General features: G+C 69.3%; 12 protein-coding genes. 4 read left to right on the top strand and 8 right to left on the bottom strand.

Features of this window, described 5'->3' with window-relative positions; genetic code table 11:
• Window position 1: 1 nt before the first annotated feature.
• The 6 genes from AC1MFL_RS18430 to AC1MFL_RS18405 form a co-directional block, all read right to left on the bottom strand.
• On the bottom strand, window positions 2-919 hold the full coding sequence (locus AC1MFL_RS18430; protein WP_479811801.1) for a ComEA family DNA-binding protein: 918 nt from the start codon (window positions 917-919) through the stop codon (window positions 2-4).
• Window positions 920-1,095: 176 nt separating this feature from the next.
• Window positions 1,096-2,097: a DegV family protein gene (locus tag AC1MFL_RS18425; RefSeq protein ID WP_479811799.1), complete on the bottom strand. Its 1,002-nt coding sequence runs from the start codon at window positions 2,095-2,097 to the stop codon at window positions 1,096-1,098.
• An 87-nt stretch (window positions 2,098-2,184) separates the two neighbouring features.
• Entirely contained in the window at window positions 2,185-4,716 is a 2,532-nt protein-coding gene (gene leuS, locus AC1MFL_RS18420; RefSeq protein ID WP_479811797.1) for a leucine--tRNA ligase, read from the bottom strand.
• A gap of 321 nt (window positions 4,717-5,037) precedes the next feature.
• Window positions 5,038-6,552 carry a glycerol kinase GlpK gene (gene glpK / locus AC1MFL_RS18415; protein WP_479811795.1) on the bottom strand — a complete coding sequence of 505 codons (1,515 nt, stop codon included), beginning with the start codon at window positions 6,550-6,552 and terminating at the stop codon, window positions 5,038-5,040.
• A 54-nt stretch (window positions 6,553-6,606) separates the two neighbouring features.
• Entirely contained in the window at window positions 6,607-7,356 is a 750-nt protein-coding gene (locus tag AC1MFL_RS18410; RefSeq protein WP_479811793.1) for an MIP/aquaporin family protein, read from the bottom strand.
• A 158-nt stretch (window positions 7,357-7,514) separates the two neighbouring features.
• A complete protein-coding gene (locus AC1MFL_RS18405; protein ID WP_479811791.1) occupies window positions 7,515-9,350 on the bottom strand; it encodes a glycerol-3-phosphate dehydrogenase/oxidase in 1,836 nt (611 codons plus the stop codon).
• 125 nt (window positions 9,351-9,475) lie between these two features.
• On the opposite strand from AC1MFL_RS18405, the gene AC1MFL_RS18400 reads away from it, so the two are divergent.
• The 4 genes from AC1MFL_RS18400 to AC1MFL_RS18385 all read left to right on the top strand — a co-directional run bounded on the left by AC1MFL_RS18400 (window position 9,476) and on the right by AC1MFL_RS18385 (window position 13,492).
• Window positions 9,476-10,438 (top strand): sugar-binding transcriptional regulator, encoded by a 963-nt coding sequence (locus tag AC1MFL_RS18400; protein ID WP_301230541.1) that lies wholly within the window; start codon window positions 9,476-9,478, stop codon window positions 10,436-10,438.
• A 129-nt stretch (window positions 10,439-10,567) separates the two neighbouring features.
• A complete protein-coding gene (locus AC1MFL_RS18395) occupies window positions 10,568-11,446 on the top strand; it encodes an aldo/keto reductase (protein WP_479811789.1) in 879 nt (292 codons plus the stop codon).
• 10 nt (window positions 11,447-11,456) lie between these two features.
• Entirely contained in the window at window positions 11,457-12,386 is a 930-nt protein-coding gene (locus AC1MFL_RS18390; RefSeq protein ID WP_479811787.1) for an alpha/beta fold hydrolase, read from the top strand.
• On the top strand, window positions 12,383-13,492 hold the full coding sequence (locus AC1MFL_RS18385) for a glycosyltransferase family 4 protein (protein WP_479811785.1): 1,110 nt from the start codon (window positions 12,383-12,385) through the stop codon (window positions 13,490-13,492). The genes AC1MFL_RS18390 and AC1MFL_RS18385 overlap by 4 nt, the downstream gene beginning before the upstream one ends.
• 133 nt (window positions 13,493-13,625) lie before the next feature.
• On the opposite strand, the gene AC1MFL_RS18380 is transcribed toward AC1MFL_RS18385, so the two are convergent.
• The gene (locus AC1MFL_RS18380) at window positions 13,626-15,782 is read right to left on the bottom strand and encodes a primosomal protein N' (RefSeq protein ID WP_479811783.1); all 2,157 of its coding nucleotides are present in this window, start codon (window positions 15,780-15,782) and stop codon (window positions 13,626-13,628) included.
• Window positions 15,783-15,952: 170 nt separating this feature from the next.
• A complete protein-coding gene (metK, locus tag AC1MFL_RS18375; RefSeq protein WP_479811781.1) occupies window positions 15,953-17,188 on the bottom strand; it encodes a methionine adenosyltransferase in 1,236 nt (411 codons plus the stop codon).
• Window positions 17,189-17,224: the final 36 nt, after the last annotated feature.

Raw genomic sequence — 17,224 nt, 5'->3', positions numbered from 1 at the left:
CTCAGACCCGGACCAGGGGCAACAGGGCCGCGAGCAGTTTGGGCCCGACCCCGTCCACGGCGTCAAGTTCCTCGACCCGCTGGAAGTGGCCGTGCTGTGTGCGCCAGTCCACGATCCGTTGGGCCAGCACCGGACCCACCCGCGGGAGGGTGGCCAGTTCGTCGGCTCCGGCCGTGTTCAGGTTGATCCTCCCTGCTGGGGCAGGGGGTCCGGCGGCGCCCGTCGCGCTGCCCGGAACACCGGAATCGCCGCCCGGGGCACTCCCGGCCGGGAGAGTTTCACCCCGCCGCGGAACCAGGACCTTCTGCCCGTCCTGGAGTACAGCCGCGAGATTGAGCTGGCCGGGGTCCGCGTCCGGGGCGCTTCCTCCCGCCGCGGCAATGGCCTCGTGGAGGCGGCTGCCCTGCGGCAGCTCCACAATTCCGCCGCGGACCACGGCGCCGGCCACATGGACGATGATCTTTCCGGTGGCCCCGGCTCCGCTGCCGCCGGGAGAACTGCCGGCCGTAGGGCTCAGCCCGGTGTCGGGTGCCGGCCCCGGCCCGTCCCCGGTTGCGGCCACGTTGACGGAACCCGGCGGGCTGACGGCGGCCGTGACGTTCGCTGCCTGCCACCAGAACCAGCCAAGCAGCGCCATGGCGACCAGGCACAACAGCGTGGCGGCCCGCCGTCCGGTGCGCCACCGGAGGCGGGGTCCGCGGCTCCCCATCGAATCATCCGGGGTGCGCCGGACAGGCAAATCGTCAGATCCGCGGCTCCCCGTCGAATCGCCCGCGCCACCCCTCCCTGCGGGCCCGGGGATCAGCGGCGGTCCTCCGGGAAGACCGTCAAGCCCGGCGGTCCCCGCGGCGGCTGCCAGCCTGCGGCCGGCATGGCCCGGTTCGTCGCTGGGTGGTTCTCCCGGATCGTGGCGCCCCATGCGCCCATCCTACGAAGCGTCACACGCACGGCTCAGGGGCGGCAGCGCCTATGTGGATACCACGACGCGCGCCGGCCCTCGGCCACGGGACGCGCGCGTGTCCCCGGTGCCGGGGCCGGCGCGGCCGGGTGGATTTTCGGATTCACCGCCGGCTGGATTTTCGGACTCCGCGCCGGCTACGACCTGGCGGACGTCTCCGGGTCTGCGGGGGTGCCGCCCTCCCCCACGATCACGGCCAGCACACCGAGTCCGGCATGGGCTGCCAGCACGGCCGGGAGCGCGCTGACCTCGACCGGCGGACAGCCCGGAACCGCACCGGCAAGCCGCGCCGCCAGCAGTTCGGCCTCGGCCGGGTTGCCGAAATGCTGGACGGCGAGCCGGGCCTGGCCCGCGGGGCGGCCCGCAGCGTCGGCCACCACGATCTCCTGGAGCCGCGCGATGGCCTTCGCCGCCGACCGCACCTTCTCCAGCGGAACCACCCTGCCTTCCTCGACCGCGAGGATGGGCTTGATCGAAAACATGGTCCCCCAGAGCGAGGCCGCAGCGCCGATCCGTCCGCCGCGCCGCAACTGTTCGAGGCTCGGCACGTAGAAGTACACCTTGGTGCGGGCGAGCTGCTGCTCAGCGAACTCCCGCACTTCCGCCGCCGTCCTGCCGTCGGACGCGGCGACGACCGCACCCTGGACGCCCATCCCCTGCGCCATGCCGACGGTGCGCGAGTCCACTACGTCCACCGGGATACCCACGCGCGCGGCGGCGAGGCGGGCCGAGTCAGCCGTTCCGGAGAGTTCGCCGGAAATATGGACGGACACGACGGATTTAAAGCCCCGGCGCTGGGCTGCCAGATAGGCCTGCTCGAACTGCCCGGGGGAAGGGCGCGAAGTCTTCACCGGCCTGCCGCTCGCCAGGGCCACGGCAATCGTGTCGGCGATGTCGTCCTCGCCTTCGCCGTAGATTTCCTCGCCCACCATCACGGGCATCGGAACCACCGTGAGCAGGCCATCAGCAGCGAAAGCCCGGACCCAGTCAGCCGGCAGTGCTGCGGCGGAGTCGGTCACCACGGCCGTCCGGACAGCGGCGGGGGCGGCACCGGGTGGCGCGGCGGGGCGCCTGGCCTGGCGGAGCGGGATGAGGCGCTCCTTCAGCCACAGCCACCCCGCGGGGTCGCGGTGGGGCACGAAGCACCTCCTGGTGTCTGCACTTGCTGTCGGGACACGCTTTGATGGCCGGCCGCCGGTTCGCACCGGCGGCCGGCCCACCCCCGGCTAGGCCGGGACGATGTTGACCAGTTTAGGGGCCCGCACGATCACCGTGCGGATCCCGCGCCCGTCAAGGGCGCGCTGGACGTTCTCCGAGGCCAGCGCCAGTTCACGCAGTTCGTCCTCGCTGATCCCGGGCGAGACCTCCAGGCGGTCCCGCACCTTGCCCTGGACCTGGACGACGGCGGTCACCGTGTCCTGCACGAGGAGGGCTTCGTCGTGGGTCGGCCAGCCCGCGTTGGCAACCGAGGCGGGGTGCCCCAGCACGTTCCAGAGATCCTCGGCCGTGTACGGCGCGAAGAGGCTCAGGATGACCGCGACGGTCTCGACGGCTTCGCGGACGGCCGGGTCGGCGCCGCCGGCTCCGGTGGCTGCGTCAATGGTTTTACGCGTGGCGTTGACCAGTTCCATGAGCTTGGCCACGACCACGTTGAACTTGTTGTGGTCCAGCAGCGCTTCCGCGTCGGCGATGGTGCGGTGCGTGACGGTGCGCAGGGCCCGGTCACCGGCGGCGTAGTCGACGCCGGGTGCGCTGGTGACGTCCTGTCCCAGCCGCCAGGCGCGGGCCAGGAACTTCGCGGAGCCCGACGGCGACACGTCCGCCCAGTCGACGTCGTCCTCCGGCGGGGAGGCGAAGATCATGGTGAGCCGGACGGCGTCGACGCCGAACTTGTCCAGCTGTTCGCTCAGGTCAACGCCGTTGCCCAGGGACTTGCTCATGGCCTTGCCGCCGTTGAGCACCTGGCCCTGGTTCAGCAGCGCGCTGAACGGCTCGTCGGCCTCGATCATGCCCAGGTCGTGGATGACCTTCGTGAAGAACCGCGCGTAGAGCAGGTGCAGGATGGCGTGCTCGACGCCGCCCACGTACTGTCCGACCGGCATCCAGTCGTTGATCTTCGCCGGGTCGAACGGGCCGTCCGTGTACTGCGGCGAGACGAAGCGCAGGAAGTACCAGGAGGAGTCCACGAAGGTGTCCATGGTGTCCGTGTCCCGCTTGGCCGGGCCGTGGCAGCTGGGGCACTCGACGTTGACCCAGCTTTCGACGGCGGCCAGCGGCGAGGTGCCCTTCGGGGACAGGTCCTCGCCGCGCAGGTCGGCCGGCAGGGTAACGGGCAGCTGGTCATCCGGGACCGGGACTTCGCCGCAGGCGGGGCAGTGGATGATCGGGATCGGGGTGCCCCAGAAGCGCTGCCGGCTGAGCAGCCAGTCGCGCAGGCGGAAGTTCACGAATTTCTCGCCTGTGCCCTGCTGCTGCAGGATCTCGATGGCGGCCGGGATGGCGTCTGCCTTGGGCAGTCCGTCCAGGGCGCCGGAGTTGATCAGGGTTCCTTCGCCGGAGGTCGCGGTGCCGCTGACCGCGGGATCTTCCTCGCCCGTGTCCAGCACGGCGCGGACCGGCAGGTCGAAGGTGCGGGCGAAGTCGAGGTCGCGCTGGTCGTGGGCCGGGACGGCCATGATGGCGCCGGTGCCGTAGTCCGCCAGCACGTAGTCGGCCGCCCAGACGGGCAGCTTCTCGCCGTTCAGCGGGTTGATCGCGTAGCGGCCGGTGAAGACGCCGGTCTTCTCCCGCTCGGTGGACTGGCGTTCGATCTCGGAGAGCGCCTTGACCTGTTCGCGGTAGGCGTCCAGGGCCGCGGCGTGTTCCCCGGTGACCAGCTCGACCGCGATCGGCGCGTCGGCGGCGACGACGAAGAACGTCGCGCCGTACAGGGTGTCCGGGCGGGTGGTGAACACCGTGACGTCCTTGGCGGCCTTGCCGCCGTCGGCCTCGATCACGAAGGTGACATGCGCACCCTCGGACCGGCCGATCCAGTTCTTCTGCATGGCCAGGACACGTTCGGGCCAGTGGCCCCGCAGTTCGTCCATGTCCTCGAGCAGCCGGTCGGCGTAGTCGGTGATCTTGAAGTACCACTGGTTCAGGGACTTCTTGGTCACCGGGGTGCCGCAGCGCTCACAGGCTCCGTTGACCACCTGTTCGTTGGCGAGCACGGTCTGGTCGTTGGGGCACCAGTTGACCGGGGAATTCTTGCGGTAGGCCAGGCCGCGCTCGTGGAAGCGTTTGAAGAGCCACTGCGTCCAGCGGTAGTACTCCGGGTCCGAGGTGTGGATCCGGCGGGACCAGTCGGCGGAGATGGCGTAGCGCTTGAACGACGCCGCCTGGGTCTCGATGTTGGCGTAGGTCCACTCGCTGGGGTGGGCGTTGCGCTTGATGGCCGCGTTCTCGGCGGGCAGCCCGAAGGAATCCCAGCCGATCGGGTGCAGCACGTCATAGCCCTTTTGGCGCAGGTAGCGAGCGACGACGTCGCCCATCGCGAAGGCTTCGGCGTGGCCCATGTGGAGGTCCCCGGAGGGGTACGGGAACATGTCCAGCACGTACCGCCGCTCCTTCGAACCGTCATCGACGGGGGTGAAGACCTTGAGGTCTTCCCAGACCTGCGGCCACTTGGCCTCCATGGCGGCGAAGCTGTAGGCACCCTCTTCCGGGGTCTCCGCTGCGACTGCTGGTGTTCCGGTCTCTGTCTCCGGCTGAACGCTCACTGCTGGCCTCTTCTGTTCTGTCAAGCCTGATGGTCCGTCAAGTCTTGTACCGTCAAATCTCCCAGGCGGAGGCTGTCCTGCCCCGCCCGCTCCCCTGCCGTCCGCCCAAAAGGGTCCAGACACACAAAAGCCCCTCGACACGGAGGGGCTGCCGCTCGGCAATCCGAGTTCGCGTCGGGATGCCGGGCGGCTAGCTAAGCAGGAGGATCGCACGCATAGGACTACTTTAGCGCACCAAACTCCTCAACGGCCGAAAAGGGGCCGGTGACCCCCGCCGGGGTGTGGCGGGCGGGGATCACCAGCCCCATTCGGGGCGGAAGGCTACTTGACGTCTTCGTCCACCCAGTCCATGGACTTGGTGACGGCCTTCTTCCAGAGGCGCATCTGGCGTTCGCGCTCGGCCTGCTCCATCTTCGGCTCCCACCGCTTGTCCTCGGACCAGTTGGCGGAGCACTCGCCGAGGTCCTTCCAGAAGCCGACGGCCAGCCCGGCGGCGTAGGCGGCACCCAGCGAGGTGGTCTCCACGACCTTGGGCCGGATCACCGGGACGCCGAGGATGTCCGCCTGGAACTGCATGAGCGCGTCGTTGGCGACCATGCCGCCGTCGACCTTCAGTTCCGTCAGCGGCACACCCGAGTCCGCGTTGACGGCGTCGAGCACCTCGCGGGTCTGGAAAGCGGTGGCCTCCAGCGCCGCGCGGGCGATGTGGTTCTTATTCACGAACCGGGTCAGCCCGACGATCGCGCCGCGGGCGTCGGAGCGCCAGTACGGGGCGAACAGGCCGGAGAACGCCGGGACGATGTACACGCCGCCGTTGTCCTCGACCGAGGCCGCCAGCGTCTCCACTTCCGCGGCGCTGCTGATCATGCCGAGGTTGTCCCGCAGCCACTGCACCAGCGAACCGGTGACGGCGATGGATCCCTCCAGTGCGTAATGCGGCTTGGCGTCGCCGAGCTTGTAGCCGACCGTGGTCAGCAGCCCGTTCTTGGAGTGCACGATCTCCTCACCGGTGTTGAAGATGAGGAAGCAGCCCGTGCCGTAGGTGTTCTTGGCTTCGCCGGCACCGAAGGCGGCCTGGCCGAACGTCGCCGCCTGCTGGTCGCCGAGGATGCCGGCGACCGGCACTTCGCGCAGCAGCTGGGAGGTGTGCACCGTGCCGTAGACCTCGGAGGAGGACTTGATAGCCGGCATCATGGAGGCCGGAACCCCGAACGCGTCCAGGATCTCCTGGTCCCAGGAGAGCGTCTCGAGGTCCATGAACATGGTCCGCGAGGCGTTGGTGACATCCGTGACGTGCACGCCGCCGTCGGTCCCGCCGGTCAGGTTCCAGAGCACCCAGGAGTCGGTGTTGCCGAAGACCAGGTCCCCGGCGTCGGCTTTGGCCCGGGCGCCCTCGACGTTGTCCAGGATCCACTTGATCTTGGTGCCGGAGAAGTACGTGGCCAGCGGCAGGCCGACCTTCTGCTTGAAGCGCTCCGGTCCCCCGTCCTTGGCGAGCTCGTCCACGATCGGCTGCGTGCGGGTGTCCTGCCAGACGATCGCGTTGTAGATCGCCTTGCCGGTTGTCTTGTCCCAGACGACGGCGGTTTCGCGCTGGTTGGTGATGCCGACGGCGGCGATGTCATGGCGGGTCAGGTTCGCCTTGGACAGCGCGGAGGCGATGACCTCGCGGGTGTTGTTCCAGATCTCGGCCGGGTCATGTTCCACCCAGCCTGCCTGCGGGAAGATCTGTTCGTGCTCCATCTGGCCCGAGGAGACGATGTTGCCGCTGTGGTCGAACACGATCGAGCGGGTGCTGGTGGTGCCCTGGTCGATGGCGATTACATACTGGTTCATGTTGACGTCCTTGTCTTGGGGCTGGCAGGTGAATGGGTGCGTAGTTAGGAAGGGTTAGCCGGCAGCGGTGGCGATGATCGGCACGACTGCTGCCACGAGGCCGGCGAGGCCGCCGCCGACCAGCGGTCCGACGATCGGAATCCAGGAGTAGCTCCAGTCGGAGGATCCTTTGCCCTTCATGGGGAGCAGGGCGTGGGCGATGCGGGGGCCAAGGTCACGGGCCGGGTTGATGGCGTAGCCGGTGGGGCCACCGAGGGAGGCGCCGATGCCGACGACGAGGAGTGCCACGGCGAGCGGGCCAAGACCTGAGGGCGTCCCGCCGAAGGTCAGGATGACGAAGACGAGGACGAAGGTGCCGACGATCTCCGTGATCAGGTTCCACGGGGCGGAGCGGATGGCCGGTCCGGTGGAGAAGACTGCCAGCTGGCTGGCGGGCTCGGGCTCTGCGTCGAAGTGCTGCTTGTAGGCCAGCCACATCACCACGGCGCCGAGGAAGGCACCGAGGAGTTCACCGCCGAAGTACGTGAAAGTGGAGGCCAGATCGACGGGGACGCCGGGGGCGTACTCCTTCTTGCCGTTGAGCAGCAGGCCGAAGGTCACGGCGGGGTTCAGGTGCGCGCCGGACTTGGCTGCGACGTAGACGCCGCAGAAGACCGCGATGCCCCACCCCCAGGTGACCATCAGGAACCCGCCGTTGTTGCCCTTTGTGCCCTTGAGTGCAACGTTTGCCACGACGCCGCAACCCAGCAGGGTCAGCATCGCGGTGCCGAATACTTCGGACAAGAAAACTATTCCGAGAGACATCTTTGACTCCTCTATTTTCTGTTGTCAGCCCGTCGTGAGTTTGAAGGGCTGTTGGGCCGGCACCGTGTTGGCGCTGCCGGCCGGCCACTGCGTCGGTCCCCCGTAGGGACCACGCAGTCCTTGCGGCCGGACGTCCCCCGTCCGGCCGCCGAGGTCCATCAGGAGACCAGGCTGTGGACCTGGACGCCGTGGAATCGCTTGAGCACCTCCTGAGCGTGGCTGATTTCGGAGGACCGCGTTGCCGTGTCCCAGCCCAGCGGGCCGGCGAGGATGTCGGCAACCTCGTTCAGGAGCTCGCCGGTCACCAGTCCCCGGAAAGCGAGGGACGTGCGGCGGATCAGCACGTCGACCAGATGCCCGATCTGCTCGTTCCGCGCCATGAACTCCAGTTCACGGACGCTCAGCTCGCGGGTCGAGTGCAGGCGCCGGTCCGGGGCGCCGTCGAGGAAGCTGATGACTTCCCCGGCGCGCGTGCCGTAGCGGGTCAGCAGACCGGCGGTGCGGTCCGCGTCGCGGCCGGCCGCCATGTGCGCCTTGATCCAGCGCTGCACGCCGTCCTCGCTGCCCGGGAACCCGGCGCCGCCGCCGATGGCGAGTTTCGCCGTCGAAACCTTCCGCACCATGCCGAGTTCGGTGAGGACGTCGTTGCTCAGGTGTTCGGCGAGGGCCCGGAAGGTGGTCCACTTGCCGCCGACAAGGCTGAGCACGACGGCGCCGTGGCCCGTCCCGGCGGGGCCGTCGGGGCCGTCGACTACGTCGGGGCCGGCTTTGACGGCGGGGCCGGCAGCGGCGTGGCGTTCGATCCGGTAGTCACGGCTGACGAAACCGGGCTGGGTGGCGTCGTGCCTGGGCAGCGGGCGGACGCCGGCGAAGGTGTAAACGATCTGCTCCCGGTCCACGGCGATGTCCGGGAAGACGTGGCCGACGAGGTCGAAGAAGTAATCGATCTCCGCCTCGGTGCACACGGCGTCCTCGGCCATGTCGGCGTCGACGTCGGTGGTGCCCACCAGGACCCGGTCGCCCATCGGATAGATCAGCACGATCCGGCCGTCGGTGTGTTCGAAGAAGATCTCGCGGCCGTTGCAGGCGGCCAGCAGTTCCGGGTGGTCCAGCACGATGTGCGAGCCCTTGGTGCCGCCCATGAAGGCCGACGGCGCGCCCATCGCCTGGTTGGTCAGGTCGACCCAGGCACCGGTGGTGTTGACGATGACGTCCGCGGAGAAGTCGAACAGTTCGCCCGTGAGTTCGTCACGGAGTTCCACGGTGCTGCCGGGTTGCCCGGGCCGCGCCCCGTCCCGGACGGCGACGAGCGAGAGGTAGTTGCTGGCGCGGGCGTCACTGTTGCCCGCGGCCCCGGCCTTCTCACCGTCCTGCAGCACGTCAAGGGTCAGGCGCTCCGGGTTGTGGACGGAGGCGTCGAAATACGTGGCGGCGTACTTGATGCCCGGGTGCAGCCGCGGCAGTTCCGCCAGGGCGCGCTTGCGGCCGCGGAACTGGTGCCGCGGCACGGCGCCGCCGTCGCGGGAAAAGAAGTCGTACAGGCTCAGCCCGAGTTTGATCAGGAAGGCGCCCCGTTCGGTGGGCGTGCCCTGCTGCTTGTGGGTGAGGAACCGCAGCGGGGCGGCGAGGACGCCGGAGAACGTGCTGAAGATCGGGATGGTGGTCTGCAGCGGCTTCACGTAGTGCGGCGCGATACGCAGCAGCCGGTTGCGTTCCACCACGGATTCCTGGACGAGCCGGAACTCGCCGTTCTCGAGGTAGCGGATGCCGCCGTGGATCATGTGCGAGGAGGCGCCGCTGGCACCCTGGCAGTAGTCGCCCCGCTCCACCAGGGCGACGTCCACACCCTGCAGGGCCAGGTCCCGGAACGTGCCCACCCCGTTGATGCCGCCGCCGATGATCAGCACCTGGGCGTGGGGCCGCGTCCGCAGCCTGTGCACCGATGCTCGCTCGCCGGCTGATGCCTGGTTGCGGGCTGAATCCTTCTGTCCCAAGAACTGCTCCTTTGGGTTAAGTCCTGTGCGGCGCGCCACGCGGCGCGGCGCCGTTCAACACTATTCTTTGGACTAATGGAAAATGGAGTCAAGCAATATGCACAAACGTGCAGAAGGGAAATGGGATGACGCCCTCACGAAGCTCGGACGCCCTCCGCGCGGCCCAGTTGTATTACCTGCAGGACCTGACCATGGACGCGATCGCCCGCGAGCTGCGCACCTCCCGGTCCACCGTGTCGCGGCTGCTGTCCTCGGCCCGGGAATCCGGGCTGGTGCAGATCCAGATCCGCAGTCCGCTGGACACCGGCCCGGAACTGGCGAGCATGATCCGTGCCGAATACAAGGTCGATGTGCACGTCGTTCCGGTCGTGGACACCCTGAATGAGGCGGAAACACTGGACCGCGTGGCGATGCAGGCCGCACGCACCATCGGCCCCCTGGTCGACTCCAATGCGATCATCGGCGTCGCCTGGGGTTCGACCCTGAGCGCCGTCAGCCGGCACCTGACCCGCAAGATCACCCACGACAGCGTGATCGTCCAGCTCAACGGCGCAGGCAACATGCAAACCACCGGCATCACCTACGCCTCCGATATCATGCGCCGCTTTGGCAGCGCCTATGGGGCCCGGGTGGAACAGTTCCCGGTCCCGGCGTTCTTCGACCACGCCGCGACGAAAAAGGCCATGTGGAATGAGCGCAGTGTGCAGCGCATCCTCCAACTCCAGGCCCGGATGAGCATCGCGATTTTCGGCGTGGGATCGGTCGACGCCGATTACCCCAGCCATGTCTATGCGGGCGGTTATCTCGACGAGGACGACCTGAACGTGCTGGCGACCTCCGACGTGGTGGGCGATGTGGCCACCGTGTTTTTCCGCGCCGACGGCTCCGCGGACGGCATCACCCTCAACGAACGCTCCACCGGCCCGGACCTTGCCCAGCTGCGCCAGGTGCGCCGTCGGATCTGCGTGGTGTCCGGCGCTTCCAAGATCAACGGCCTGCGCGGCGCCCTCGCCGCGGGCCTGGCCACCGACCTCATCCTCGACGAGGCCAGCGCCCGGCGGCTGGTCAGCTTCGACGGCGCGTCCTGAGCCGGGCGCGTCCTGTGCCGGGCGCGTCCTGAACCGGGCAGCCCCGGTAGGGACCGGCGCCCGGGCGCAACCGGCGGGCGCCGGCCTGCCGTGCGGAGCCCCGGCGGCGGAGTCGGTAAAGTCGTTGTTATGAAACCCTCGCCCCGGCTCAGCCTCAACAACGGTGTCCTGATCGACCAGTTGGGGTTCGGACTCTACAAGGTGCCACCCGCCGACGCCGCCGGACTCGTGACCATGGCGCTCGAGGCCGGCTACCGGCACTTCGACACCGCCGCCATGTACGGCAACGAGACGGGGGTGGGCCGGGGCATCGGCTCGCTGTCCAGTTTCGTGAGCCCCGACAGCGCCCGGGGCGGTTCCGGCGAGGCCTCCCCCTCGCTCTCGCGCGAGGACCTGTTTGTCACCACCAAGCTCTGGAACGAGGACCAGGGCTACGACGCCACGCTGCGCGCGTTCGACACGTCCATGGCCAACCTCGGACTGGAATACGTGGACCTGTACCTGATCCACTGGCCGTGTCCGCAGCGCGGGCTGTACGCCGAGAGCTACCGGGCCATGGAGACGCTGTACCGGGAAGGCAGGGCGCGGGCCATCGGGGTCTCGAACTTCCAGCCGGCCCACCTTGACCGCCTCCTGCAGACCGCGGAAGTCGTCCCGGCCGTCAACCAGATCGAACTGCACCCCTGGCTCCAGCAGGAGGAACTGCGCACCCTGCACGGCGAACTCGGCATCACCACCGAGGCGTGGAGCCCGCTGGGCCGCGGCCAGGTCCTGCAGGATCCGGTGGTGCTGGACCTCGCAGCGGCGCACGGCAGGAGCCCGGCGCAGATCATCCTCCGCTGGCATGTGCAGCTCGGCAACGTCGCCATCCCCAAGGCGAGTTCCTATGCCCGGATCAGGGAAAACCTGAACGTCTTCGGCTTCAGCCTCGACGGCGCCGCCATGGACGCCTTGGCCGGCCTGGAACGCGGCTTCCGCACCGGCTCCCACCCGGACACCGTCAATTAGGACTCATCGAATGGAACACGTGGCCACCGAGCCTTCCCCCACCCCTCCCCTGTTCAGCGGCGGTCTTGAGTCCCGCTCCCATGCCGCGGAGGTAGTCCTCGATGGCGCCAGGGTCGCGTACTGGACGTACGAGCCGGTCCGCGTGGCCCCGGAAACCCGGACCATCCTGGTCATCCACGGCTTCCGCGGCGACCACCATGGCCTGCTCCGGGTGGCGGACCAGCTCCCGGAGATGCGGCTCATCATGCCGGACCTCCCCGGTTTCGGCAGCTCTGCCGCTTTCGCCGGTGCCGAACACAGCGTTGAACGCTACGGCCGGTTCATCGCCGACTTCATGGCGGCCCTGGGCCTGGGCCCCGACACGGTCCTGCTGGGGCACTCATTTGGCTCCATCATCGCGAGCCACTATGTGGCCGGCCACCCCGGAACGGTCTCGGAACTGATCCTGGTCAACCCGATCGCCGCCCCCGCCCTCGAGGGTCCGAAGGGGCTCATGACCAAACTCGCCATCCTGTATTACGAGGCGGCCGCCCGGCTTCCCCGCCGGCTGGGACAGCGCCTGCTGCGAAGCCAGCTGATCGTCAGGGTCATGAGCGAGACGATGGCGAAGACCCGGGACAAGGAGATCCGCCGCTTCGTCCATGCCCAGCACAGCGCCTATTTCTCCGCCTTCGCGGACCGGGAGAGCCTGCTGGAGGCGTTCAAGGCCTCGGTCGGCAGCAACGTCGCGGAAGTGGCCCGCCGGCTCACCCTTCCCGTGCTGCTGATCGCCGGGGAAATGGACGAGATCGCCGCGCTGCCGGACCAGCACACACTGCTGGCCCTGCTGCCGGACGCGCACCTGGACGTGATCCCTGGTGTCGGCCACCTGATCCATTACGAAACCCCGGAACCCGCCGCGGGCTTTATCCGCCGCTTCCTGAAGGACCACTCCGCGTGAAAATCCTCATCGATGCCCGCTTCACCCGGCTGGACCACCATGACGGCATCAGCCGCTACGGTTCCAGCCTGATCGAGGCCACGGCCAAGATCGCCGACGTCTCCATGCTCATCAGCGACGTCCGCCAGCTGGCCCTGCTCCCGGACGTGCCGTACACGCTGATCAACAGCCCGCTGTCCCCGGCGGAGCTGTTCGTCGCCGGCAAGGTCAACAAGCTCGGCGCCGACGTGGTGGTCTGTCCGATGCAGACCATGGGCAGCTGGGGCCGGAAGTACGCCCTGGTGCTGACACTGCACGACCTGATCTACTACGAACACCCGGCCCCTCCCGGTTTCCTGCCCGCCCCTGTCCGGGTCCTCTGGCGGCTGTACCACAAAGCATTCTGGCCGCAGCGGCTCCTGCTGAACCGCGCCGACGTCGTCGCCACCATCAGCTCCACGACGGCGGCACTGATCTCGAAGTACCGGCTCACCCGGCGTCCCGTCCGGATCGTGGGCAACGCCCCGCAGCACGGCCACACCCCGCGGGACCCCGGGGCGGGGTCCGACAAGACGCTGCTGTACATGGGTTCCTTCATGCCGTACAAAAACGTGGAGACCATGATCAGGGGCATGGCGGAGCTCCCGGACCTCAGCCTGCACCTGCTCAGCCGGATCACGCCGGAACGCCGGGCGGAACTCGAGGCCCTGGCCCCGGCCGGCGCGGACATTGTTTTCCACAACGGCGTGACCGACGCCGAGTATGAGGCCATGCTGGGGCGCACCACAGCCCTGATCAGCCTGTCCCGGGCGGAGGGCTACGGTCTGCCCCTTGTGGAGGCCATGTCGCACGGCACGCCGGTGATTGCCAGCGACATCCCGATCTTCCGGGAGGTGGGCGGCGACGCCGTCAGCTACGTGCATCCGGATTCGCCGGCGGAGTTCGCCGCGGCGGTCCGGGCTCTTGAGGAGCCTGGGCTTTGGAAGGCCCGTTCCCGCCGCTCGGTGGAACGTGCCGCGGACTTCAGCTGGGACGACTCCGCCCGCAGGCTGCTGGCCGCCGCCGAAGAGGCCGTGGCGCTGCGTGCCCGCCGTGCCGGGGAACCCAAGGAAACGGACCGGACGTAGCCGGCACGACGACCCTCCGCGCCGGATTCGCCGGTACGCTGCGGGGTCGCCGGAACGAAACGGCGACCCCGAAGCATACCGGCGAGCACGCCACTACGTGCACCGCTTGGCCGGTCGTATCGGGGCCAGGTATCTAGAGCACGTCCACGCCGTCGAGCCGCAGCTGGACCGGGTCGTCCGTGCGTTTGGCCGCGGCGGCGACCTTGACCGCCCGTAGCACCCGGGTGACCTGAGTGGCCTGGGCATAGGGGATGAACAGCAGCGTCCGGACGTCCTCGACGGCGGCCCCCGCTGCACCGCCCTGGCCCGGCGCGCCGGCGATCACCAGGGGTGCCGGTCCGGCGGTCCGCAGCACGATGCCCTGCGGGCCAAGCTGCTGTTCGACCGCGCCGCTGAAGTGTCCGACAGCGGTACGTCCGCCCGTGATGGAGGCGACCCGGACAGCGGGCGGGAGGTGGAGCTCCTGGCGCAGGGACAGTTCCCGCTGGGCGTAGCCGGCCGGATCCCAGCGCAGCAGGGCCCCGACGCCTGCCGCGTCGTCCGCGGTGATGACGACGAGTCCGCCCTCGCCCGCAGGGCGGACCAGGGCGGCGGCGTTAAACCAGCGCCGGACGGCGTCCTCCCCCGCCCGCAGGTTCTCGCGCCGCAGCAGCGAATCGCCGTCGAGCAGCAGGGCCGCCGCGTAGCCGCCGTCCGCAACCGGTTCCGCGCCGACCGTGGCCACGACCAGGGCCTTCGAGTCCGGAACCGTGGCCAGCACCCGGTCCCCGGACGAGGTGACCACGGGCTTACCCGGGAAGGCGCGGCCCAGTTCCTCGGCCGTGCGGAGCGCCCCGGTCGCTCCCCGGCGGAGCCGGACCCCGTTGCAGGTACCGCAGCGCCAGTCCGGCGCCGGGGTCGAGCACCAGCGGCACTGAGGCACGGCGGAACTCCCGCTGGCCCCGGCAATGGCCAGCGGCCCGCTGCAGGCGGTGCAGCGCGCCGGCTCGCGGCAGTTTTCGCAGGCGAGCGACGGCGCGTAGCCGGCCCGGGCCACCTGGACCAGCACCGGCCCACGTTCGAGCCCCTCCTTGGCGGCGCGCCAGGCGGCGCCGGGCAGCCGGGCGATCCTGGCCAGCGGGTCGTGCTCGAGTTCGTAGCTGTCCGCGGTGTTGAGCACCCGCGGAACGGTCCGGCGGACGATGGTCCGGTCCGCCTCCACCGGCCACGCCCACCCGGCCTCGACGAGGCGCTGCGTTTCGGTGCTCCGGGTGTGCCCGGCGAGCAGGCAGGCGGTGCCCTCCTGTTCCGCGCGCAGCAGCAGGACTTCGCGGGTGTGGGCGTAGGGTGAGCGCTGCTCGATGTGCAGGTCGTCGCCGTCGTCCCAGCACACCACGAGGCCGGGATTGCGGACGGGGGCATAGGCGGCGGACCGGGTGCCGACGGCCACCCCGGCGGCACCGCTGAGGATCCGCAGGAAGCTGCGGTAGCGGGGGGTGGGCCCGTCGTCGGCGGTGAGCCGGGCGACGTCCCCGGCCGGCAGGAGCTGCAGGAGCGCGGCTTCGACCCGGTCCAGGTCACGGTAGTCGGGCACGACGACGATGGCGCCGCGGCCGGACAGGCGGACCGCCGCGACGGCCTCGGCGATCATCCGGGGCCACCCTGCGGGGCCGTAGCCCTGCAGCGCACCCAGCACGGCCCGGGGCGACTCCCCCGCGCCGAGATGCTGGAGGAAGGCTGCACCGTTCCGGTAGGAGGACCAGCTCGAGGCCTCGAGACCGGCAGGAATGGCCGCCCCGGCCCCGTCCTCGGCGGCCGAGTCAGCGAAGCGGGCCGGGTCCAGGACCCCGTCGGGGGCGAGGTCCTTCTCGAGTTTTGCCATCCGCGGCGGCACCGCAACACGCAGCACATCGCTGACGTTCCCGGCGTAACGGGCCGCGACCCGGAAGGCCAGGTCCGCGACCGGTCCGGTCAGTACCGGCACCGGGGAAACCACCTTGTGCAGCGGGACGAGGGAGTGGCCGGCGTCGGATTCCGCCACCCGCTCCATCAGGTAACCGGCAAGCTCCTGGCCGTTGAACTTCACCTTCACCCGGACGCCGGCCTGCGCCGCGGCGTCCAGCGCGGCGGGCACGCTGTAGTCAAACGGCCGGTCCAGATGTGGGAGGGAGGACTCCAGCCGCACCCGTGCCACCGGGAGCCGGGCCGCGAGGGCCGGACCGGGCGCTGCGGCAGCGGAGGCGGGAAAGCCCTGGAGCAGCGACAGCTGGAACGGCTCGTCCTGTGCGGGGGCGCCGTGGATCGGGTTCATCGCGGGTGTCCTCCCTTCAGCAACGGGTCAGTGCCGGCCCGGAAGCGCCGGTTCAACGAAGAATAGCCAGGCCGCCGGGATCGGCGGCCTGGCTACAGCACATCACAGGCCAGTGACATTAATTCAGGGCTGCAGTCCAGGACAGCAGTCCACCACGGGGTCGGCGAGCCTCAGGCGTTGAAGAAAGCCTTCAGCTGATCGACCCGGTCAAGCCGCTCCCAGGTGAAATCGGGATCCTCGCGGCCGAAGTGGCCGTGGGCCGCGGTCTTGGCGTAGATCGGGCGCTTAAGGTCGAGGGCATCGATGATGGCCCGGGGGCGCAGGTCGAAGATCTCGGCGATCGCGGCGCTGATCCGCGCCGGGTCCACGGTCTCGGTGCCGAAGGTTTCCACATAGGTTCCCACCGGGCGGGCCTGGCCGATCGCGTAGGCGATCTGGATTTCGGCGCGCTTCGCGAGACCGGCGGCTACCACGTTCTTGGCCACCCAGCGCATCGCGTAGGCCGCCGAGCGGTCCACCTTGGACGGATCCTTGCCGGAGAAGGCGCCGCCGCCGTGGCGGGCCATGCCGCCGTAGGTGTCAACGATGATCTTGCGGCCGGTGAGGCCGGCGTCGCCGACCGGGCCGCCGATGACGAAGGCACCTGCCGGGTTCAGGATGTTCCTGGCCCGGGAGATGTCCAGGTTGGACAGCGCCATGACGGGGTCAACCACGTGCGCGGCAAGGTCGGCACGGAGCTGGTCGAGGCTGGCGCCTTCGGCATGCTGGCTGGAAATGACGACGGTCTCGACCGAGACGGGCCGGTCGCCGTCGTAGCCGACGGTGACCTGGGTCTTGCCGTCGGGGCGCAGGTAGGCGAGCTCGCCGTTCTTGCGGACCTCGGTGAGCCGCTCGGAGAGGCGGTGCGCGAGCCAGATCGGAACCGGCATGTAGGACGGCGTCTCGTCGCTGGCGTAGCCGAACATGAGGCCCTGGTCCCCGGCGCCCTGGAGGTCGTAGTCGTCCTCCTGGCGTCCCTCGCGGGCCTCGAGCGAATTGAAGACGCCGCCGGCGATGTCGTTGGACTGCTGGCCGATGGAGACCGACACGCCGCAGCGGGCGCCGTCGAATCCGTTGGCCGAGGAGTCGTAGCCGATGCCCAGGATGGTTTCGCGGACGATCTGCGGGATTTCGACGTACGCGTCGGTGGTGACCTCGCCGGCAACGTGGACCAGCCCGGTGGTGGCCAGCGTCTCCACGGCGACCCGTGACTCAGGGTCCTTCGCCAGCAGGGCGTCGAGGATGGCATCGCTGATCTGGTCACAGATCTTGTCTGGGTGTCCTTCGGTCACCGACTCGGACGTGAAGAGCCGGAGCGAGGCGGGCGTGGACCCGTGGAAATCAGGGATGTGCAGCGGTAAAGTCACTCAACTACCTTACTGGTTGGAAAACGGACGTCCGGC

Source organism: Arthrobacter sp. BG3 (assembly GCF_056680185.1).
Note: the sequence above shows the minus strand (reverse complement) of the source record. Positions and strands in the feature narration are given on the sequence as shown.